Source organism: Bacillus sp. J41TS8 (assembly GCF_018333035.1).
GTDB classification, from domain to species: domain Bacteria; phylum Bacillota; class Bacilli; order Bacillales; family Bacillaceae; genus Bacillus; species Bacillus paralicheniformis.
Window position 1 is genome coordinate 46,155 of sequence record NZ_BORF01000012.1, and the last position, 22,468, is coordinate 68,622.

Below are 22,468 nucleotides of genomic sequence, written 5' to 3' on the forward strand. Positions count from 1 at the left end.
AAATAACACACTGCCTGCACGATGTCAATTCATATGGCAGCGGTTTGACAACCGGCACTCCGCTTCATATAATGTGTTGTGAAGGTAAATTTGACCAAAACGAGGTGGAAAGGAATGAAAATCTTATCAACTGTTCTTAAAAGAGAATTGGCTTAAAGACGGGAGAAGTCTGCCCTTTTTAGACAAGCCATCTCGGGAACAGTTTGATATGATTTGACATCCTTTCTTGCTGTATTTTAAATATGTAGCGGGTAAGGTGTAGTTTGCCTTACCCGTTTTTTTTTGCCGGACAGGATAGCGAGGCTTCACGCTGTTCTCTTTTGATGGCTTGTTTTTTCAAAAAAAATAAGCCTGAAGGAGAGAATCACCATGAGTATTGTTCATGTCACGAATCTGACCCATATATATGGAGACCGTATTATCTTTCAAGACGCCGGGTTCCGCCTGCTGAAAGGCGAACACGCCGGCCTTGTCGGTGCAAACGGAGCCGGAAAATCGACATTGCTGCGGATTTTGACAGGCAGCCTTCTGCCCGATCACGGAAACATTGAATGGCAGCCAAACATTCGGGCCGGCTTTCTTGAACAGCATGCCAAGCTGACGAAAGGCACAACCATCCTTCAGTACATGGAGCAAGCGTACGACCGGCTGTTTGAAATCGAAAAGCAACTGAATCGGCTTGCCGAAAAAATGGCCGACGCCGAAGACAATTTGGAGGCCATTTTGAAAAGATACGGAGAGCTCCAATCCGAACTGGAGAGTTCAGGATTTTACCAAATCGGAACGAAAATTGAGGATGCCGCTCAAGGCCTCGGCTTTACGGAAATCGGGCTTGATCAGGATGTCGCGGCTTTAAGCGGCGGGCAGCGTACGAAGCTCCTGTTGGCCAAACTGCTGCTTGAAGAACCTGATGTGCTCCTGTTGGATGAGCCGACCAACTATTTGGATGCGGCCCATATTGAGTGGCTGACGGGGTATTTGAAAAACTATAAGCACGCCTTTCTCGTGATCTCACATGACGAACACTTCTTAAATGAGATCACGACGGTGACATTCCATCTGGAGCATCAAACGATCAAACGGTACTCCGGCAGCTATCAATATTTTCTGAAGGAATATGTGCAAAGCAGGGCACAGGCTGAAGCCGCATATGCCAAACAACACAGGGAAATTAAAAAGCTAGAGGCGTTTATCGACCGGAACAGGGTCCGAAAGGCGAAGCAGGCCAAAAGCAGGGAGAAAGCATTAAGCAAAATCAAGCGAATCGAAAAACCGACAGATTCTTATGTCCCCAGCTTTTCATTTAAAACGGGGCGAAATCCGGCGATGACCGTACTCAAAACGGAAAATCTTGAGGCGGGCTACACCGTTCCATTATTTAAGCCTCTTTCTCTGACCGTAAAACGGGGCGATAAAATCGCCATTACCGGAGAAAACGGCGCCGGAAAATCGACGCTCATTAAAACGCTGCTCGGTGATCTCAAGCCGCTAAGCGGCACCGTCACGGCAGGACAGCATTTACAGGCGGCCTATTTCAGGCAGGAAAGTCCGGTTTCTCATGATACGCCGCTTGAAAAATTGCGGGCGTTCTTTCCTGATCTATCGGAAAAAGACATCAGGCAGACGCTCGCGATATCCGGTTTGACGCCAAAGCATATCAGCCAGCCCCTTGCTACGCTCAGCGGCGGTGAACAGGCAAAGGTCCGGCTGGCGGAACTGATGCTTTCAAACAGCAATTTGCTTGTTCTTGATGAACCGACAAACCATCTTGACACATCGGCAAAGCGTGCGTTAAAGCAAGCGCTCTGCGACTACAAGGGAACGATTTTGCTCGTTTCCCATGAACCGTCTTTTTATGAAGACTGGGTGACTCATATCTGGCGGATTGAAGCATGGCGCCGCAAATAGGTAAAAGCCGGCCTTTCGAAAGGCCGGCTTTTTTTATTTGGACAATACAAGCTCATGAATGGCGTGGGCAACGCCGTTTTCGTTATTCGTACGCGTTTCATAATCGGCCGAAGCTTTTACCTCAGGGATCGCATTCCCCATGGCGACTCCGCATCCCGCCCATTCGATCATCGACATGTCGTTTCCGTTGTCTCCAATACAGATCACTTCTTCTTGTGCGATGCCTAATATGTCGGCAAGCTGCTGAACGGCATTTCCTTTACTTGCCGCAGGGTGAAGAATTTCATAAAAGAACGGCGAGCTTTTCACCATTGTATAACGTTCCTTGACGTCTTCCGGTATTGCGGCGATCGTCCGGTCCAGCTTTTCCGGTTCATCAATGTACATCGCCTTTGGCGCGAGAAGGTCCTTCGGGATTTCTTCGATCGTCCGGAACCGGAGCGGCACTTTGGTAACGTATGATTCGTAAACGGTATACGGGCTGATTTCCCGATTTGGCGTATACAAATAAGCAGAATCAAAAAAATGCATCGGCGTATCAAGCTTTTGGCTGAGCTCATATAACGATTTCACATCATCATAGCTCAGTGTCAGCTCTGACACGACTTCCTGAGTGTGCGTATTTTGAACGAGCGCTCCGTTATAGGCGATGACATAATCGCCGTCTTCATTTAGATTCAGTTCTTCCAGATAGCGGCTTACACCGCCGAGGGGACGGCCCGTGCAAAGAACGATTTTGACGCCTTGCTTTTTTGCAGCATGCAGGGCATTCCGTACTTCCTCTGTTACTTCATGAAGATCATTCAACAATGTTCCATCCATATCTATCGCGATTAGTTTGTACATTTTACACTCTCCCTGATCAGAATCGAGCCCTAACGTCGTACTTATGACCCATACCTTCTTTATTGTATCACAGCTTTTCCCCGTCATTTTCGTCAGATGCCCACGGAAAAAACGCCTTACAGCAAATAAGGCGTTTTTCGGGCCGCTTAGCCTACTTAAAATATTTCCTGCAGAATCGGATCTTCATTAAGGATGCGAAGCGCTTTTTCGCGATAGCCGGCTTCATGCAAGTACGTATAACGGTTGGGCTTGACAGTGTGCGACAAATTGATCGCTTCGCGAAACTCATCTTTGTTCAGATTCAGCGTTTTCACATATTGAAAAAAGCCTGTTCTCGTAAACACCTTTTCAATCCGCTTGGCCCGATGATCCTGTACATGAGCCATGATGTAGGTGGCTACCCCGACTTGAATGCCGTGCATCTGCGGTTTTTCCGCAATTTTGTCCAACGCATGGGAAATCAGGTGCTCAGAACCGCTGATCGGCGCGCTGTTTCCGCTGATTTCCGTGGCGATGCCGCCCATTGTCAAAGAACTGACAAGCTCTTTTAAAAAGATCGGCTGTTTAATATCCTGCATCGGCGTACGGACAAAGCTGTTGACCGCTTTTTTGCTGAGCATCGACGCAAACGCATTGACATCGCTGACCCCGTGCCGCTCTTCAAACTCCCAATCATAAAGAGCCGTAATATTGGACATCAAATCGCCGATCCCCGCCAAAATAAAGTGCTCCGGCGCTTTTTGAATAATACTCAAATCAGCTATGATTCCGTACGGTACCCTTGCCGGCACGGTTGTTTTTTTCCCTTCGACCTGAAGCGAGCAATTGCTGCTCGCAAACCCGTCATTGGATGCCGACGTCGGAATGCTGATGAACGGGGTCCGCTTGGAAAAGGCGATGTATTTTCCGCAATCGACAACATACCCGCCGCCCATGGCAATGATGACATCGTAATTCCCGATTGAAAATGCCTGCTTTAAAAGCTCCTGTATGTCCAGGTTGGACGGCAGCAAAACAGCTTCTACTTTGACATGTTGAAAGGCGGCTTTTAATGAATGCTCATACTGCTGATAGGAAAAATCGTCAAAAAACATGATCGCCTTATCAAACTGATGTTTTCTCAATATCTCATCCAACCGGCCAAGCACGCCTTCACTAATGTCCAAAACCGCGGGGATGGCTATGCTGGTAACCTGGCGCGGCATTAGACGATCCGCCCTTTTTCTTTAAGATACTGTTCAATGTCTTCAAATGTTTCAACGGCTACAAATGGCACCTCCTGCTGACGCAGCAAATCCTGGAGCGCATCCTTTGCAAACGTTACATCCGCAAATTTAGCCGGGTGGGAATCCGGTTCACTGTCGCCTGCAAAATAAATCGTCTCGTACTCTTCTTTCAGCTTTTGAATGACCTTTGATTTATCAATCCCATAGCGCTCAGAGTAATGCCAATGATTCTCATCAATGTCCATATGAACATTGTCTTCTTTAAAAAAGCCTTTATTTGAAAAGACCTCAACGTCTGTAATCCCGTATTTCTTTAAAATATAATGAATGTAATAATCCGTGCCGGCGCTTAAAATATAGAAATCGCCGCCGTTTTTCTGGACATGCTGAATGAAGTCTGGCACATATTCATCAATCGGTATGGAATGAATGTCATCAATGATTTTTTGCTCGCTTTGATGAATTGAAGCAAAAACGGTTCCCAAAAATTCGATATCTTTTAATTCTCCGGCCTTCCACTTCTTGAACAATTCACGGCCTTCCGGAAAATATTTATCAATGACCATCCAGTAAAAATCCTGTTTGGAAATCGTCCCGTCAAAGTCTGATACAAATGCCCATTTCTTCAAGCTGCATACCTCTTTTCTATGGTATTTTAAAAGATTAGATTCATTATACAAAAAGTTTGTGAAACATTGAACATAATATTATTTCTTTTTTGTGTACTTTCGTTCACAAGCTGAATCATCTGCCTCTCTGAAAAGAGACATATATGATCATTCTTGATCTGTACGCTGTTTACCTTTTTCCGTCACGGCAAATTTACGCTTCATCGTTTTAATGTTTTCCGCCTTGCGAAATCTGAGCGCAGACCAGTCTTCATCTATTGCAATTTGCCGAACCGGTTCATAGCCCTGGTCCGCAAGCAGCCCGGCTACTGTGTCGCGGCTGCAGTCCGATCCTTTGTAGACTTTCGATGATTTTTTCGGGTAGCAAAGCCAAAACAGGCCGTCTTCCGCCAGATGACGCTCAGCCTCCTTGGCTAAAGCCTGCAACTTTGCGTTGGTCGCTGCGAATACCTGAACAAAATTGTATCGGTCAGCTTCGGCCTGATGATCGACATGGCCTTGGAATTCAGCCATGATGGCGCTGTATGCCTCTGGCGGATTTACGATCAGTACAGGCTGTCCATTATCCTTGAACTGCAGTTTTTTGATCACCGGGTTCGTTTCTGCCATACCTCATCAATCCTTTTTCTGTTTATAGTAACAAATTAACCAAAACAGCACGAATCATACTTAGCAAAAAAGTGATAGACGAAAGAGGGACTCATCTGCTATATTTACAGTGATAATGCGAATCATTATCACTTAGAGAATTTCATATGCTTTATATCAACAGGAGGGTCAAGTGAAAAAGAACTTATTGATAATCGGTTTAGTTATGCTGTTGTGTATCGTGGTCAGCGCCTGCGGAAGCGGTAATTCGTCAAACGGCAACAAAGAAAAAGCGGCTGAAGAAACGACAAGAACATATCAATCAACGCGTGGAAAAGTGGACATTCCAACACATCCAAAGCGCATCGTGACAGACTTTTATGCCGGTGAACTGTTCACGGTCGGCGCCAATGTCGTCGGCTCCGGCTCGTGGTCTTTCTCCAATCCGTTTTTAAAAGACCGCATGAAAGATGTGACAGATTTAGGCGACCCGATTAATGTGGAAAAAGTCATGAAACTGAAGCCTGATTTAATTGTCGTGATGAACGATGAAAACTACGACAAACTGTCCAAAATCGCACCGACCGTTGTGATTCCTTATAATACGGCGAAAAATGTTCAGGAAACCGTTAAGATGTTTGGCGACATTGCAGGAGCTAAAGATGAAGCTGAACAATTCCTAGCCGATTTCGAACAGAAATCGAAATCAGCAAGGAAAAAAATCGCTCAAGTCGTCGACAAAAATGCTACTTTCGGTATTTATGAAAACACAGAAAAAGGACAATTCTGGGTGTTCAATGACAACGGCGGCCGCGGAGGCCAAGCCGTGTACAACGCGCTCGGCTTAAAAGCGCCTGAAAAGATTCAAAAGGACATCTTCAAAAAAGGCGACATCAAAGAACTATCCTTGGAAGTCGTACCTGAATATGCTGCCGACTACATGTTTGTAACAGACTATAACCCGAACGGCGACAGCAAGACGCTGGACAAGCTCAAGCAGTCTTCCATTTGGAAAAACCTTGACGCCGTCAAAAATAACCGTGTATTTATCAACGACTTTGACACGTTCTACCCGTACGATCCGATCTCTGTCAGCAAACAGGTTGATTTGATTACGGAGATGCTGGTGAAGCGTGAGAAAGAGAATAAGTAAAAAAGCTGGAATTTCCAGCTTTTTTTATTGTTTTCTTTCTTGTATGCTTGAAAGCTTAAAAGCAAATTGAAAGATAAAAAAGAAAGGAATGTAGAAAAGAAAAAACATCAATATTTGAAATAATAACCCTTTCAAAGTGAATGGATAAGAAATGTCATGAAACAGAAAAGATAATGCCCTCCAAACGACAAAGGCATACAACGCGGCTTTAAAGCCAAGTCCCCTCTTTTTTCTCAACAGACCTTTGCTCACAAGCCTAATCGAATAATAGCCGCTGCCAATGAAAAAAAGAATGATCAGTAACAGATTGCTCGGTATCTCATATGAGGTCGTGATAAAGATGGAAATAAAGATGAGTGAAAGAAGAAGCACAAACCCTTCATATCCAACTTTTCTTTCCTGCTCAGCCTTTTGATTTTCACTTATTACCTTCGCCCCCTTTCTACTATTTTCCATTTAAACCAACGGAAGCCATGTACCAATAAACATCCATGAAAACAATGATTTAACACGCATGCCGCCGCTGTTTCACGTGAAACAAAAAACACAGCGAAAAATAGATATTTTGGAATCAATTGTGCAAAATGAAAATAATGACAAAAAAGGGAGCGATCATGATGGGAATCGAAAAGGTTCGACAAATTAGGGTACCGGTTCAAGACCTGGAGCGGGCTGCGGCATTTTATCAGGATGTATTAGGCCTGTCCCTTTTATTTCAGACAGATCGCATGGCTTTCTTTGAGTGCGGCGGGCTGCGGCTTCTTCTCAATCTCCCGGAAAAAGAAGAATTTGCTCATGCAAGCTCCGTCATCTATTTTCAAGTTGAAGATTTGCCGACAGTTTATAATGAAATCGCAACAAAAGGCGTTTCTTTTCCAATTGAGCCGCATGTGGCGGCGAAAATCGAGCAAACGGAAACCTGGATGGCCTTCTTTAAAGATACCGAAGGAAATACCCTCGCTTTGATGAGCGAAGTGCAAGTCTAAAAAACAAAAACAGCTGAGCACCTCAGCTGTTTTTCACATCATCACAAGCCGACTGACACGTTCGATTTAATTCACAGGCGGCGCATTTTCCTTTCCGGCTTCGTTTGACAAATTTTATAAGCGTCCATGCCGCATAACCGAAGATGAGCGCTCCGATCGTGATATTAAACAGCATGCTGTCACATCCTTCCTATGATAACCCAAGCAATCGTCCGCCCTGATAAATCAAGAACGCGATCACATATGCAATGGCCAATCCGTAAACAATGGACAGGAACATCCACTTTTTCGAGTTTGTTTCTTTTTTAATCACCGCGACTGTCGCGAGACATGGCACGTATAAAAGAACGAAAGCCATAAATCCGTAAGCGGCCAGCGGTGTAAATTGCTCAGCCATCATGCCTTGCAGCTGGGCTTCGGGTACGAAATAGATGATGCTCATTGAAGCGACGACAACTTCCTTCGCGAGAAAACCTGTTAATAGTGATGCCGCTGCCTGCCATGTGCCGAACCCCAGCGGCATCAACAACGGTGCGAGCACTCCGCCGATCATTGCTAAAAAGCTGTCATCCATCTCAACGCCCGTTCCACCGGGCCCTGTATACGATAAAAGCCAAATGAGGACAGAACCGCCAAAAATGTAAGTCCCGGCTTTGCGGACGAAACCTTTGCCCTTTTCCCATGTTGCCCGCCACAATGTACGCGCTTGAGGCAAACGATAAGGCGGCAGTTCAATCACGAAAAACGACTTTTCTTCTTTGAGCTTGGATGAGGATAAAAACTTCGCCAGCACCAGCGCCGCAGCAATGCCCAGCACATACAAGGTCAGGACGACGAAAGCCTGATGAGCCGCAAAAAAAGCCCCTGCAAACAAAGCATAAACCGGAAGTCTTGCCGAACAGGACATAAATGGCGTCAGCATAATCGTCAAAAGTCTTTCCTTAGGCTGCTCTACAGTTCGTGCAGCCATGACGCCCGGAACATTGCAGCCGAAGCCGATGATCAGCGGTATAAAGGCTTTACCGTTTAAACCGATCGCCTCCATCAGACGGTCCATCACCATGGCCACACGCGCCATATACCCGGAATCTTCGAGCACCGAAATGAAGAAAAACAGAATAAAAATCTGCGGGACGAAAACGAGGACACCGCCGACACCGGCAATGATCCCATCGAGAATGAGCGCCTCGATAAACGGGCTGGCTCCCATTGCCGACAGTGCCGAAGCCGTCCATTCCGTCAGCGGTCCGCCGATGAAACCGTCCAGTGTATCAGACAATGGAACACCAAGCCAGTCAAACGTCAGCATGAACATGAGATACATGAACAACAAAAAAATCGGAATGCCAAGCACCGGATGCGTAACGATCTGATCCACGCGTTCAGTCAGCGTCTGTTTTCGGTCTGACTGATATTCAACAGAGGATGACATGATGCGGTCAATCCATCGTTCTCTCTCATTGTAAATATGCTGATGCAGCGATTTTGCGGATTGTTCCTGAAGAAGGCGTTTTTCTGTCTCCTCGTAAATTTCCTTTAACCGTTCGCTGTCGGCCGCGTCTTCCAGCTGCTCTTTCATTTTCGAGTTGCCTTCCAAATATTGAAGAGCCATCCACCGTTTTAAAACGCCGGGACGTTCCGGTATGATCGACTCGATCCGGCCAATCGCTTCTTCTACTGTGCTTCCGTAATTGATGACGAGCGGCTTTGTTCTCTTTTCTTTTTCAAGAAGCAAATGCCGGCTCAGTTCATCACACCCTTTGCCGCTGCGGGCAATCACAGGAATCACCGGAACATCTAGCGCTGCAGACAACTTTTGATGATCAATGAAGACGCCTCGCTGTCCTGCGACATCGATCATATTTAAACCGATTGTGAGCGGATGACCAAATTCGAGGAGCTGCACAGTTAAGTGCAAATTCCGCTTTAATTGGGATGCATCGACAATATTCAATATGTCTGAAAATGATTCGTTGAGCAGGAAGTCAGTGACGACCCCTTCATCGCGGGACAGCGGGCTCAATGTATAAACGCCGGGGAGATCGACCATCATTCCTTGTTTATGGCGGAGCAGTCCCACCTTTTTCTCAACGGTCACCCCACTCCAGTTGCCGACATACTCATAGGAGCCTGTCAGCGCGTTAAACAATGACGTTTTCCCCGTATTCGGATTTCCGAAAAGGGCAATCTGCCGGCTGTTCATAGCTTTTCAATCCTGATCTTTTTTGCTTCTTCAAGCCGTATGCCGAGGCACTGTCCGCCTGACTCAAACATGAACGGTCCGCCAAACGGCAATTTCCGCTGCACGCAAATTTCAGCTTCTTCTTTCATCCCGAGCTGTATGAGCCTGCGCTGAACAAGTTCATTCACTTCTGAAAAATCTATGATTCTTGCTCTCTCTTTTTGTTTTAATTCAGCTAAAACCATTGTTGAGGCCTCCACATTATGAAAATGATAATCGTTATCATAATATGATTATAGGCAATAAGCCACCTTCCATTTAAAAGAAGATGTGTCAAAACCGGAACATTTTTGCGAGAATATAAAAAAGCGAAAAGCTCCGGCGGTGCAACCTGCCGTTCTGGCTTTTCGCTCTATCAATCTAAGTCGTTAACCGGCATGATGGCTCACTTTTTGCTCGATTCTCCTCTTTTTCGGCACGTAAATTTTTCCGACAAACATATAGCCATACTTCAATTTATTGACGGCCCAAGATATGAAAACCGCAACGCCTGTAGAGATCGAAAACAAGAGCAAAACAGCCGAAACCGTACCGATGCTTTCAAAGCTCGTTAAAATGACCAACCCGAAAATCAGGATAAAAGCGTGCAATAAATAAATAGAAAAAGAATAGTTGCTGATCATCATGATCAGCTTCGGCACCGACTTCAGTTTTGAAAACAGGTGAAAGCATAAGAAAATGATGCTTGTTGAATAAAGCAGGATATCCGGACGCTTTGACGTCACTGCGATGTCTTGTCCGAAGTAGGAAACCGCTACAATGAAACATCCGGTCACAGCAGCCGCTGCATATACCGCATGCCTGTATCGTTCCAGCAATGCCAAAAAGCGCTCGTAATTTTTGCCGCAATAATAGGCCAAACAAAAATAAAAGAGCCAGCCGGGAAACGGCACCCATGAAAAAGGAAACGGCGCCTCTTCCTGTACAACCGGAGGTTGAATGAACGTGAAATAGCTCAAATAAGCCGCTGTGACCGCAAAAGAAATCGAAAGCACCCATTTAGGCGACGCCTTTTGCAAAAATGAATGGAAGCACATGTGCAACAAGTAAAATTGAAAAATGACGAGGATGAAATAACCGATGAAATTCCCCAGGAAAATATTCGCCAACAGTTTTTTTAAAATGACCGATGCATGAAATTGCTGCATCATCAGACCAGCGGTCATAAAAGCATCCAAAACAGCGATAAATAGAAAAGGGATGAAAATCGTTTTAAACCGCTTTTTTAAAAACCCTTCCGGAACGCCGCCAGGGTAAGCATGCGCGAGCAAAAATTCGGAAATAAAAATAAACGCAGGCGTACTGAACATCAGAAGCGTCCTGAAAGATTCAACAACCCGGAAAACCGTATCTCCAAGCATGTCCGCCCGCACCATGAGCACCATCGATATCGCATGAAGCAAAACAACGCTTAAGCAGGAAATAAAGCGAATAACAAATATTTCTTTTACCTGCAAATCGATCACTCCTCTTTCAAATTTGAAATAATATCAAATTAACATAATCAACCAAATGAAGAAAGAGGCAAAATACATAGGTATGTTTATCCCAAATTTGCCGGCTGCAAGTATAAAAAAAGCTTGCAGAAAAACATGGGTTTTTCTACAAGCTGGGTTAGACGCAGTCTAATCTTTTTTAAATCGCCGCTTTTATCTGTTTCGTATAGTAGAAGCGGACGATGAAGTAATATATGACCTGGATAGCGAAGAATACGCCGAGCACCATTGCGGATTCCTTGAACAGATTGTACTGAAAGGCATGCGATAAAGCGGTCAGCGCTACGGCTCCATGGATAAGGGCAACAACGATAGGCGCGAAGAACAGGATGCCGATCTGCCTGTTCAGCACTTTATGCAGTTCGCGGTCTGTTAAACCCATTTTGGCAATCGATTTGAATTTCTGCTTATCATCGTCCAAATCAGTGTACAACCGGAAATAGAGAAAGCTTCCTGCTGAAACGAAGAAGACGATTCCGATAAACAGTCCGACAAATAATATCGGGCCATACCCTTTGCTTAAATCATATACCTCATAATCTACAGCCCCGAAATACATGTAATCCAGTTTCTTATGCAAAACCTCCCCGGCTTTCACTAAAGACATGTTGTCAGCTTCTTTTGCCTGCCAGGCATAGAACCGGTTTTCGCTTTTCGGTTTTTTCAGCTGTGCAAAATCATCGTCTGTCACAATATAATAGTTGTTTTCAGATAACGCTTTTGAACGGACCGTTTTGTCAGCCTGCAGCTGTTTGCCGGTTGCAAGAGGGATTGACGAAGGGAGCGGCTGGTCGTTTTCTCCCTCGAGACCGATCTTGACATCATACTCGGCAGCTGCGGCTTTCCCTTCTTCAAGCTTGACGTGGTCGGCCCCGACGAGATCGGCAAACTTGTTATAATCAGATTCTTTCACAATCAGCATGTCATTGCCGTCGACATCGAAATATTGAAGGACAGCTGAAGCTTTATCTGTTTTGATATTTCGTTCATTCAGCGTGTCATTGATGAAAGCCACGTCTTTTTCGGTGTCTTTGTTTGTTTTCGGCGGTTTATACGAGAACGTATGCGGATTCATATCTTTAATTCCGTTTGTCAGCAGGGTTTGGAAACCGTACAGCGTGCCGATGGCGCTGAACGCCACAGTAGAGATAATCGCCACCATAAAAAACGTCCGCGCATTGTCTTTCATCCTGTAAGACAGATCAGAAAACAAAATCATATTCGTTTTCCGCCAAAACAGAGTTTCCCGTTTTTTGAGCCTGCGGATCACATAAACACTCAGCTGTGTAAACAGCAGATATGTGCCGATAATAACAACAATCGTCACCGGCACCATCGCCGCAAGAACGCCTATTCCTTTGACAATCAAAGCGGTGTAGTACCCTCCGGCAAGCAGCACAGCTGCAATGAGCGTAAGCAAGGCAGATGCTTTCGGCTCCCCTTTGGAGATTTTGTTCCCTTTTAGCAGAACAATCAGCTTCTCGCTCCTGAGCACAAATGACACAAGAAAAGAAATAAATAAGAACAGGCCGTTAAAAGAAATAAATGTCACAATCATCGCCATCAACGGAAAGTAAAAATCGAGCTTATTATCAATAATCAGCACATTTTCCGCTGTGAGCAATATCAATTTGGCGAAGACAAGACCGAGCACAATCCCGCCGATTGTCGCAAAAAAGCCAATCAGCATATTTTCAAGAAATACCATCATGCGAATTTGGCGCATGGACATCCCCTGGATCATTAAAACGCCGAATTCCTTTTTTCTCGATTGAAGAAATGAACTCATTGAGTACAGCACAAAGAAGAAAGAAAAGACGAAAATAATGCCGCCGGAGACTAACAGGCCAACGGAAGCGTGCTGCCCGATGCCGGAGGTCAAAGAATCACTGGTCATCACCGGGTGGAAAGCAAAGATCGCGAATGCGAAAAAAACCATCACCGTAAACATGCTGCTGAGAAAATAAGCGGCATACAGCCTTTTGTTGCGAATGACGTTGTTAAACGCGAACTGACGAAAGGTCATTTGCATCCCCTCCCAACAAGGACAGTGTATCGAGAATCTTTTGGAAAAACGCTTGGCGGTTATCGCCGCGGTTGATCTCCGAATACAGCTTTCCGTCCTTAATAAAGACGACACGGTTGCAATAGCTTGCCGCCTGAGGGTCATGCGTGACAAGCATCATGGTCGCTTTTTCGTTGCGGTTGATCGACTCAAGCATTTCCATCACATCTTTGGATGACTTTGAATCAAGATTGCCCGTCGGCTCATCGGCAAGCAAAAGCTTCGGCGAATGAATCATCGCTCTCGCTACAGCGGCACGTTGGGCCTGACCGCCCGATATTTCAAATGTGCGCTTTTTCATGATCTGGGTAATCCCGAGCTTTTCGGCTAAATCGTTTGCCCTCCGCTTCATTTCCTTGACCTTTTCGCCGTCAAGCGTCAAAGGCAGTACAATATTTTCTTCAACCGTTAATGTCGGCAGAAGATTAAAGTCCTGAAACACAAATCCCAGCTCTCTGCGGCGAAATTTCGCCAATTTTTCTTTTTTGAGAACATGCGGGTTTTGGCCGCTGATCAATATTTCGCCCGTCGTCGGTTCATCGATCGTTGCAATCATATTTAATAGGGTCGTTTTTCCGCTTCCGGACGGCCCCATAATGCCGACGAATTCACCTTTATCAATTGTTAGGTTAATATCTGTTAACGCGCGGTACGCAATTTTTCCTTCGTAAATCTTACTGGCTTGTTTGACCTGAAGCATCACAAGATCTCCTTTCACCTTTAACTTTTGATCTGTGATCAGTTTACCTGAATCCCTTATTGATGAACTATCGATTCTTCTTTCACTTTCATTACATCGATGTAAGGTTTTGCGTAGCCGTGAAAACCAGCCGGATTGTCGTGCCTTTCCCTTCTTGCGATTCAAGTTCGATCCGGTGGCCGAGCTGGTCAGCCGCCGCTTTTGCCAAGTAAAGACCCATTCCGGTCGATTCTCTGAAACGACGTCCGTTTTCTCCTGTGAAAAACGGGTCGAATACCCGCTTTTGATCTGTATCCGGGATGCCGGCACCGAAATCTGTCACTTCCAATACCGCTTCCGAATCGTTTTCACCAATAGAAATCATAACCGTATTGCTTTTTCCCGCCGAATATTTGACCGCATTGTTGACAAATTGGGAAATGATGAAAAACAGCCACTTTTCATCTGTTTCGACGGTGATGCCTTTTTTGACTTCCTTGAACTTAGGATAAACTTGACTGCGAATATAGAAACGCTTGTTTTCGCGATTGACCTCGTGAACGATATCCGCTAATGCGACCGGTTTTATACGGAAATCCTGCTCGATCGTCCGCAGTCTGGCCATATAGAGAATCGTATTGAGGCCCGTTTTCATCCGTTCGGTCTCCTCACGGATGCTAGATGATTCCGGTTCATCCAAATTTTGAGCCGTCAGTTCGATGACCGACAGCGGTGTCTTCATTTGGTGCACCCATTGTTCCATGAAGGTCAAATGCTCTTTTTGTCCAAGCTCCAGCTTCTTTAATTCTTGGCGGTATTGCCTGTACTGGCTTTTCAGCAGCTGTTCAAGCGCTTCTGACAGAGGGGATTGAGGCTGATTCGATTGCCTGAAGGTGTCATCCAATGAATCCAGCCCGCTCGTCATCCGTTTGTAAAACTTCCGGCGCGTATAGTAATGGTAGAAAAGATAGCAGCCAAGAAAGAAAAAGCCGAGAAAAACGGCATAAAAAGCCGGCCTGATGTGTTGATACCCATCAAGCCAGTACACCGACAGCATCGTGATAAACTGCAGCACTTGCACAGCAATCAACAAATAGTGTTCTTTGAAAAAAAGCTTCATTCCTCTCCCGCCTTCACCCAGGATACATTCAAGCGATAGCCCGCGCCCCGCACTGTTTCCACCGCATCTTCAATACCGAGCTCCTGAAACTTTTTTCTGACGCGTGTAATGTTGACATTAAGCGTGTTTTCATCCACATAGGCCTGATCATCCCACAGCTTGGCCAGCAAATCTTCGCGGCCGGAAATCCTCGGGTGGCGTTCCATTAAGCTTTCGATAATATCGGCTTCTTTTTTCGTCAAAGCAGCCGTTTGACCGCCGAATGTCAGTTCAAGTCTTTCCGGATACAGCCGCAGTCCTTCTTTTTCAAGAAGCCGTTCCTCCGCCTTCGCTGCATACTCTCCGTAAGCCCGGCGAAGCTGGCTGCGTATTTTTGCCATGACGATCTCGGCGTGAAACGGCTTGGTGATAAAGTCATCCCCGCCGTTTTCCAATGCCATGACCTGATCCATTTCGCCCGTCCGCGCCGAAATAAACAAGACAGGGCAAATCGATTCCTGGCGGATTTGCCGGCACCAGTAATAGCCGTCAAAGCTTGGCAAATTAATATCAAGCAGAACAAGATCAGGCGCCGTGCTTCTGAACTCATCGATGACACGGTCAAAGTCTTTCACTACATGAACGTTGTATCCGTATTTGACAATATGCGATTTTAACAAATCGGCAATCTTCGGGTCGTCTTCTACAATCATCACTTTTTGCATCTCGGTCTCTCCTTCTGTTTGGATATATTATGACACGAAGCGGTCTGATAAACAAAAGCCGCCGCGATTCGTCCTACCTTACAATCATGTAAGTGTACTGTAATATGAATCAATTTCTTCTCCCTGCGCCTTTTTTATAAAATAATACCATCCACAAACTGAATGAAAGAGGAGAAGGTATATGAAGACACGGGCAGGCGGCCTGATTGCCGCAGTTCTGATCGCCGTTGCCGGCGTTTTTATCCTGCAGAAAGCGACAGGGGGCCTTGTGCCCCTGGCCGATCATTTCATACAAGGCCAAGGAAAGCCTGAGGCCTATTATCTCAAAGCCGAAGATCATGCAGAAAAGCTGAATAACGGAAAGTACAACTACACATTAACCGGATATGACGCGAGCGGACACAAACAGCAGATTGAAGCAGAGGCGGACGAAAAACTGCGTCCCGGCGCTTTCATCAAAGTATGGGCGTACGGAACGAAAGCCGGAAGCTTGACTGAAGTACACGAAGAGGAAATCCCCGAGGGCGCTTTAGCCGCCATGAAAACCAATTAAAACCCCATCGCCTGATGGGGTTTTCTGCTTAATATTTAAATCGGTTGATGACGGTTTGCAGTTCTTCAGCCAATTGAGACAGCGATTCTGCTGCATAAGAGATTTCTTCCATCGAAGCCAGCTGCTCCTGAGTTGAGGAAGCAACCGCTTTTGTGCCAGCCGACGTTTCCTGTGATCCGGAAGCTAATGTTTGAATGGTGTTTTGAACCATTTCGACACCTGATGTCAGCTGCTGAGTAGAAGCTGCGACTTCTTGGATTTGAGAAGCAACCTGTTCTACCAAGATCAAAATTTCGGTGAAATTGCCGGTCGTCTCCTCGGACAGAGCGATTCCGGAGCTGACATTTTCTTGAACGACTTTAATGTTATTCACCGTTTCTACCGATTCATTTTGGATCGTTGTGACCAATGATTGAATATGGTTCGCCGACTTATTCGTTTCGTCCGCCAATTTCCGGACCTCTTCCGCCACGACGGCAAACCCTTTTCCTTGTTCTCCCGCTCTTGCTGCTTCAATTGCCGCGTTCAGCGCCAGCAAATTCGTCTGTTCCGAAATATCTGTGATGAGCGAAGAAATGTTGCTGATTTCCGCCGTGCTGGACACGAGCGCCTCCAGGCCGCTGCCGGCTGAGTCGACGGATTTATCAATGAAATTCATTTGCTCGAGCATTTTATGAACGGACTCGGAGCCGATTTCGGCTTTGTCTCTCATCGAAGACGACAGATCCGCTATGCTGCCTGTATTGGAGGCAACGGATGATAAGCGGTCCAGCAATTCATGAATCGATTCAGAGCTTTTTTCTGTCATTTCGCTTTGCGTCATATTGCTGTCGGCAATCGCCTGCATCTCTTCCGAAATCCGTTCGGAGGTCGATTTCGATTCCTCCGCGCTTGCCGACAACTGTTCAGAGGATGCGGCGACTTGCTCAGACGAACTGCTGATCTGCTTCACAATTTGCGTCAGCGACTGAACAAAAGCATTGAAAGAATTGGCAAGCTGGCCGAACTCGTCTTTATTTTTGACGATCACTTTCTTGGTTAAATCCGCCTCACCGTGGGCGATGTCCCCAAGCTGCTGATTCAGGCTTCTCAACGGCACCAGAATAGACTTCAAGAGCAGCAGACTCAAAACAATTCCCACGATGGCTGATACTCCTGTGACAGTGATGATGACCCATTCGCTCATCGTCCCATTGGCGCTGATCTCTGCTTTCAGATCTTCCACCTCTTCTTCAAGGCTTTCGACCAGCTTGTTGACAGACGGATCGAGGACTTCTTTTCTTAATGTTCTTTCCTCTCCGAAATGGATCGATTCGGCTTTTTTAGAACTTGAAGCGTAAGATTGGATAACTTGTTGATTTAAATTCCAATAAGCATTGAAATTTTCTTTAATTTCTTCGACGTTCGCTTTGTATGTGTCTTCCCGGATCAGTTTGCCGGCGCGGTCAAGACTCTTTAAAACATCGTCGGCCTTGTCCTTCATTCCTTCGCTGTATTCATTGTCTCTGGTCATAATAAGACCTCTTTCGTCATTCGACAAGCCGGTCAGACGATATTGAATATGCTTAATCTCTTTTTGAAATTCCATCTTGTCCTTGAGTTCTTCATTCTTTTTCACCGTAGAAGAAATCATAAAAACAGAGGAGGCTCCGATTCCAACGATGGAAACGACTAAAATTGATATGATTCCCAGCAGTTTTGTTTTCACTTTCATGATGGTGATCCTTTCTCCTTTATGTCATCAATGATGAAATGCAATTTTCAAATTAAAGATCTTCTTCATTTCATAGTATCGACATTTTTCGTCAAAATTTGAGATTTTGTATGATTGTAAACAAAGAAAAAGCTCTGCCGGGATGGCAGAGCTTCAGATCAGCATGATTGATTAATGAATTGGTTTACTTGGCGGACCCGCCGATTTGGTATGTTCATAGAAGTGATGAAAATAATCATTTGTCTCTGCTTTGATGACTTTCCAAAGCAGCAGGATGGCGATCAGGTTGGGAATCATCATCAGCGCATTCGCCATATCGGCAAACGCCCAGACGGTGACAAGGTTGGCGACCGTCCCGATGCCGCAGGCGAGGATGTAGACCAGCCTGTAGCCCGCAATTCCTTTGGAACCGGCCAAATACTCGAAGCATTTTTCTCCGTAAACATACCAGCCGACAATTGTAGAGAACCCAAAGAAAATGACCGACAGCGACACAATGTATTCGCCTGCCGTGCCGAGTACCGAGGCAAAAGCCGCACTCGTCAATGCCCCGCCTTCGAGGCTGGCGTTATGGGCCGCACCGGATATCAAGCCGCCAGACGGGTCCCAGAAACCGGTAATGATAAGGGTTAAACCTGTCATCGTACACACCACGATCGTAACGATAAATGTCCCGGTCATTGCGACGAGCGCCTGTTTTACCGGATGATCTGCACGCGCATTTCCGGCGATTAGCGCAGCCGTCCCAAGGCCTGCCTCGTTTGAAAAAATGCCGCGGGACACCCCGTTCCGAACGGCTTCAGATACGGCAATTCCAAGGAAACCGCCGGCTGCTGCCACAGGGTGGAAAGCATAATAGAAAATCAGCTCAAAAGCCGGAATAATCTTGTCATAATTCAAAATCAGAATCAAGATCGCCCCGCCCATATAAAGAAAAGCCATGATCGGCACAAAGAAGCTGGCAACCGTGCTGATCCGCTGGATGCCGCCGAAGATGATGACGCTGACAAGAATGACGAGAATCAGCCCTGTCACCCAGTTTTCGATACCGAAGCTATTCTTTGTAATATCGGCAATCGTATTGGATTGGACGCTGTTGCCTATCCCCAAAGCGGCAAAAGCTCCAAACAGCGCAAAAGCGATGGCGAGTCCTTTAAATCTGCGTCCGAGTCCGCGTTCGATATAATACATCGGCCCGCTTGAATATTCCCCTTTTTCATTTTTTACGCGGAATTTAACAGCAAGCAAGGCTTCCGCGTATTTCGTTGCCATGCCCAACAGCCCGACAACCCACATCCAGAAGATCGAACCCGGTCCGCCGAGTGTCAATGCCGTCGCGACACCTGCGATATTTCCGTTTCCGATCGTGGCGGCAAGCGCTGTCATTAAAGCTTTAAAATGGCTCACATCCCCTTCGGCAGCTGCGTCTTTGCTGTCTTCCTTGCCAAATCCGATCTTAAACGCATAGATCAGGCGGCGAAATTGCAGTCCTTTTAAAACAAACGTTAAAAATAAGCCTGTCCCAAATAATAAAATTAAACTGGGCGGCCCCCATAATACCTTATTAATCTTGCCTAGTATTTCTAAGATATCCATATGACTCACTCCCAACAAAGATAACGCTTTCATAGTTGCAAGAGATATTCTATCACAACGAAATATGGTTATGTTTGTGAAACGACACAAAATGTAATCGCTTACATTTGTTTTTTTAACAAAACTATTTTTTAAAGAAAAAAATTTTAATAGATAACTCCTCATATCAATCCTTTCACTTCATTCAACGTTCACCAATTTGTTAAATTTCACAAAAAAGCGCTTACATTTTTAATTTTACACACGATGCTCTTGCCGGTTCAGAGATTTATACTAGCGGTAGAATCATATTTCATTTGAGGGGGACGACATCATGATCATTGGAATTCCGAAAGAAATTAAAAACAATGAGAACCGTGTAGCCATTACGCCGGCCGGAGTAGTCGCGCTTAAAAAAAGCGGTCATCAAGTTTTAATCGAACAGGGAGCCGGACTTGGAAGCGGCTTTGAGGATGCTGACTACAAAGCAGCCGGGGCAGACATTTTGGTTGAAGCGAAGGATGTATGGGCAAAAGCGGATATGGTCATGAAGGTGAAAGAGCCGATCACCTCTGAATACGGCTATTTCCGAAAAGGACTTGTTTTATTTACGTATCTGCACTTAGCAGCTGAGCCTGAGCTTGCGAAAGCGCTTGTGGACAGCGGCGTCACAGCCATCGCCTACGAAACGGTCGAAGTGAACCGGACGCTTCCGCTCCTGACTCCAATGAGTGAAGTCGCCGGACGCATGGCTTCACAGATCGGCGCGCAATTTCTTGAGAAATCAAAAGGCGGCAAAGGCATCCTGTTATCAGGCGTACCCGGGGTAAAACGCGGCAAGGTCACGATCATCGGCGGCGGAGTGGTCGGTACGAACGCTGCCAAAATCGCAGTCGGACTTGGCGCTGACGTCACTTTGATCGATTTGAGCGCTGAGCGCCTCCGCCAGCTCGATGACCAGTTCGGCAAAGACATTCAAACGCTTATGTCCAACCCGCTCAACATTGCGGAAGCCGTAAAAGACTCTGACCTTGTCATCGGCGCCGTCTTAATCCCTGGTGCAAAAGCGCCGAAACTTGTCACAGAAGAGATGATTCAGTCGATGTCCCCAGGCTCAGTTGTTGTAGACGTGGCGATTGACCAGGGCGGCATTATTGAAACGGTTGATAAAATCACCACGCATGACGATCCGACTTATACGAAGCACGGCGTTGTCCATTATGCAGTCGCCAATATGCCGGGAGCCGTTCCCCGTACTTCAACGATCGGCTTAACAAACGTCACTATGCCTTACGCTTTGCAAATCGCAAATAAAGGCGTTGAACAAGCAGTCGCCGAAAATCAGGCGCTCGCTCTCGGCGTCAACGTTGCAAACGGAAGCATTACCTACAAGGCCGTCGCGCGCGACCTTGGATATGAATACGTATCTGTAGAAGATGCATTTCAAACGGTAACCGCTGGTTAAGCGGACCCTATCTTTCTGTCAATTGAATGAAAACATTTTAATTACGCTTTCTGACTGTCCTTTCACGAAAAAAAGCCGGATATCATCCGGCCTTTTTTCATTCTGCTTTAAACCGCTTTCCGGCAAACGGCGTTCGCCTTTATCCGAGAAATCGGCTGCAAGTCAATTTTTGAATGGTGTTCCCGTATCAACATACTTAAATACATTCAGAGAAGGCAATGGACGTCCTTTAAAATCAAACAATGCCTGATTGTCTACGGCGCTGCCGCCAAACCACTTTCCTGCGTCTTCCGGGTCGTATTCAGCGGAATAGCTTGTGGCCCAGCCTGATCCGTATGTCTCCCAAAGCGATTTATTTTTCTCAAGCTGGCGTGCCGGTCCTACTGGAATCCATGCCGGTTCCCAATAGAAAACGCCGATTCCGGCTTCTCCTACATCGCTGACCGCTTGAATCACATCACGGACCGCGTTCGCCTGTCCTTGAACGGTGACCGGGTAATTGAGCGTTTGACCGTTTTTAGGGGCTGTATTTTCGTGTCCGTCTCCGTCTTCAGCCGTATACGTATAAGATGTCTCGGCTACCATGACCTTTTTGCCGTACGTATCCGCGACGGATGTCAGGACGGATGTTAGATTCTTCAGTGTGCCATGCCAAAATGGATAATACGAGCTTGCAAATACATCATAGTCGACATGGTGCCGGTGAAGCGTCTCGGCAATCCAAGCGTACCTGCCTGACGTCTCCGGATTGGTAAAATGCAAGGCGACTAAAATATTCGAATCCGTCTCCCGGACCGCTCGGCTCCCCGCATTGAATAATTGGCTTATCTTCGCCCAGTCCGTTTCACCGGCAAGACCCCCGTTTGTTTCGTTTCCGACCTGCACCATGCCGACGTTGATGCCCGCTGCTTTCATCGCTTCAAGGCTTTGTTTTGTATATCGGTAAAGCGTCGTTTTTTTATCTTCAAAGTTTAGGTTTGCCCATGCTTTTGGCGCTTTCTGTTTCGCCGGGTCCGCCCAGAAATCGGAATAGTGGAAATCCGCCAGCAGCTTCATTCCGTTGGCAGTGGCCCGTTTTCCGATCTGAATCGCTTTTTTCAGATCATTATTGCCCCCTCCATAGCCATTGCCGTTGGCATCATAGGGATCATTCCAGATGCGCACCCGGACATAATTGACGCCTGCTTCCTTCAGCGTTTTGAATATATCCTGTTTCTTTCCGGATTCATTGTAAAAGGCGACGCCGCTCTCTTCCAAAGCGATGATACTCGAAACATCAACCCCTTTTATAAAATCCTTGTGAAGCCCTGAAACCTTTTCGACAAAAAGGCCGCTTTCTGCCGCCTTGGAACCTCTGACGGCTTCCGCCGGACCGCCGGTTCCAAGTGCGCCCAAAACAAAAATCAGCACCACAAAAACAGCCACCACGTTTTTCATGAAACTCGCTTCTCCCCTTTCATGATTGACACACGCCAAACAGAAAACGCTTTCATTATTTTTTTAAGAGAAACACCCACAT

At 46.2% G+C, this 22,468-nt stretch carries 20 protein-coding genes; 5 read left to right on the plus strand and 15 right to left on the minus strand.

The window, feature by feature from the left end; all coding sequences use genetic code 11:
- Positions 1-369 precede the first annotated feature (369 nt).
- On the plus strand, positions 370-1,908 hold the full coding sequence (locus KI350_RS16060; protein WP_065643500.1) for an ABC-F family ATP-binding cassette domain-containing protein: 1,539 nt from the start codon (positions 370-372) through the stop codon (positions 1,906-1,908).
- A gap of 33 nt (positions 1,909-1,941) precedes the next feature.
- Here the strand turns inward: KI350_RS16060 and yidA are convergent, their stop codons facing one another.
- The 4 genes from yidA to KI350_RS16080 all read right to left on the minus strand — a co-directional run bounded on the left by yidA (position 1,942) and on the right by KI350_RS16080 (position 5,218).
- Positions 1,942-2,754 carry a sugar-phosphatase gene (gene yidA / locus KI350_RS16065; RefSeq protein ID WP_065643499.1) on the minus strand — a complete coding sequence of 271 codons (813 nt, stop codon included), beginning with the start codon at positions 2,752-2,754 and terminating at the stop codon, positions 1,942-1,944.
- 155 nt (positions 2,755-2,909) lie between these two features.
- Positions 2,910-3,959: an iron-containing alcohol dehydrogenase family protein gene (locus KI350_RS16070; RefSeq protein WP_212930534.1), complete on the minus strand. Its 1,050-nt coding sequence runs from the start codon at positions 3,957-3,959 to the stop codon at positions 2,910-2,912.
- Positions 3,959-4,609: an MtnX-like HAD-IB family phosphatase gene (locus tag KI350_RS16075; RefSeq protein WP_065643497.1), complete on the minus strand. Its 651-nt coding sequence runs from the start codon at positions 4,607-4,609 to the stop codon at positions 3,959-3,961. The genes KI350_RS16070 and KI350_RS16075 overlap by 1 nt, the downstream gene beginning before the upstream one ends.
- Before the next feature lie 147 nt (positions 4,610-4,756).
- Complete coding sequence (locus KI350_RS16080) at positions 4,757-5,218, minus strand: DUF3052 domain-containing protein (RefSeq protein ID WP_065643496.1); 462 nt, start codon at positions 5,216-5,218, stop codon at positions 4,757-4,759.
- Positions 5,219-5,390: 172 nt separating this feature from the next.
- On the opposite strand from KI350_RS16080, the gene KI350_RS16085 reads away from it, so the two are divergent.
- Entirely contained in the window at positions 5,391-6,350 is a 960-nt protein-coding gene (locus tag KI350_RS16085; RefSeq protein WP_065643495.1) for an iron-hydroxamate ABC transporter substrate-binding protein, read from the plus strand.
- 617 nt (positions 6,351-6,967) lie between these two features.
- Positions 6,968-7,336 carry a VOC family protein gene (locus KI350_RS16090; protein ID WP_065643525.1) on the plus strand — a complete coding sequence of 123 codons (369 nt, stop codon included), beginning with the start codon at positions 6,968-6,970 and terminating at the stop codon, positions 7,334-7,336.
- Positions 7,337-7,358: 22 nt separating this feature from the next.
- Here the strand turns inward: KI350_RS16090 and KI350_RS16095 are convergent, their stop codons facing one another.
- From KI350_RS16095 to KI350_RS16130, 8 genes are all read right to left on the minus strand, one after another.
- Positions 7,359-7,511: a FeoB-associated Cys-rich membrane protein gene (locus tag KI350_RS16095; RefSeq protein WP_065643494.1), complete on the minus strand. Its 153-nt coding sequence runs from the start codon at positions 7,509-7,511 to the stop codon at positions 7,359-7,361.
- Positions 7,512-7,526: 15 nt separating this feature from the next.
- Positions 7,527-9,539, minus strand: a complete 2,013-nt coding sequence (feoB, locus tag KI350_RS16100; protein WP_065643493.1) for a ferrous iron transport protein B — start codon at positions 9,537-9,539, stop codon at positions 7,527-7,529.
- Positions 9,536-9,763 (minus strand): FeoA family protein, encoded by a 228-nt coding sequence (locus KI350_RS16105; protein ID WP_020453562.1) that lies wholly within the window; start codon positions 9,761-9,763, stop codon positions 9,536-9,538. The genes feoB and KI350_RS16105 overlap by 4 nt, the downstream gene beginning before the upstream one ends.
- Positions 9,764-9,946: 183 nt before the next feature.
- On the minus strand, positions 9,947-11,035 hold the full coding sequence (locus KI350_RS16110) for an acyltransferase family protein (protein WP_020453563.1): 1,089 nt from the start codon (positions 11,033-11,035) through the stop codon (positions 9,947-9,949).
- Between the two features lie 178 nt (positions 11,036-11,213).
- Positions 11,214-13,100 (minus strand): FtsX-like permease family protein, encoded by a 1,887-nt coding sequence (locus tag KI350_RS16115; protein WP_065643491.1) that lies wholly within the window; start codon positions 13,098-13,100, stop codon positions 11,214-11,216.
- Positions 13,075-13,839 (minus strand): ABC transporter ATP-binding protein, encoded by a 765-nt coding sequence (locus tag KI350_RS16120; protein ID WP_065643490.1) that lies wholly within the window; start codon positions 13,837-13,839, stop codon positions 13,075-13,077. Before KI350_RS16120 ends, KI350_RS16115 begins: the two co-directional genes overlap by 26 nt.
- Positions 13,840-13,930: 91 nt before the next feature.
- Entirely contained in the window at positions 13,931-14,938 is a 1,008-nt protein-coding gene (locus tag KI350_RS16125; protein WP_065643489.1) for a sensor histidine kinase, read from the minus strand.
- The gene (locus KI350_RS16130) at positions 14,935-15,642 is read right to left on the minus strand and encodes a response regulator transcription factor (protein ID WP_065643488.1); all 708 of its coding nucleotides are present in this window, start codon (positions 15,640-15,642) and stop codon (positions 14,935-14,937) included. The genes KI350_RS16125 and KI350_RS16130 overlap by 4 nt, the downstream gene beginning before the upstream one ends.
- A 181-nt stretch (positions 15,643-15,823) precedes the next feature.
- Here KI350_RS16130 and KI350_RS16135 point away from each other — a divergent pair, with 181 nt between their 5' ends.
- Positions 15,824-16,195 (plus strand): YxeA family protein, encoded by a 372-nt coding sequence (locus KI350_RS16135; RefSeq protein ID WP_065643487.1) that lies wholly within the window; start codon positions 15,824-15,826, stop codon positions 16,193-16,195.
- A gap of 28 nt (positions 16,196-16,223) precedes the next feature.
- On the opposite strand, the gene KI350_RS16140 is transcribed toward KI350_RS16135, so the two are convergent.
- A complete protein-coding gene (locus KI350_RS16140; RefSeq protein WP_065643486.1) occupies positions 16,224-17,909 on the minus strand; it encodes a methyl-accepting chemotaxis protein in 1,686 nt (561 codons plus the stop codon).
- Positions 17,910-18,080: 171 nt separating this feature from the next.
- Entirely contained in the window at positions 18,081-19,505 is a 1,425-nt protein-coding gene (locus KI350_RS16145; protein ID WP_065643485.1) for an alanine/glycine:cation symporter family protein, read from the minus strand.
- A gap of 313 nt (positions 19,506-19,818) precedes the next feature.
- Here KI350_RS16145 and ald point away from each other — a divergent pair, with 313 nt between their 5' ends.
- Positions 19,819-20,949: an alanine dehydrogenase gene (gene ald, locus KI350_RS16150; RefSeq protein WP_065643484.1), complete on the plus strand. Its 1,131-nt coding sequence runs from the start codon at positions 19,819-19,821 to the stop codon at positions 20,947-20,949.
- 162 nt (positions 20,950-21,111) lie between these two features.
- Here ald and ganB read toward each other — a convergent pair whose 3' ends face one another.
- Positions 21,112-22,386 (minus strand): arabinogalactan endo-beta-1,4-galactanase, encoded by a 1,275-nt coding sequence (gene ganB, locus KI350_RS16155; protein ID WP_106071166.1) that lies wholly within the window; start codon positions 22,384-22,386, stop codon positions 21,112-21,114.
- Between the last annotated feature and the right edge of the window lie 82 nt (positions 22,387-22,468).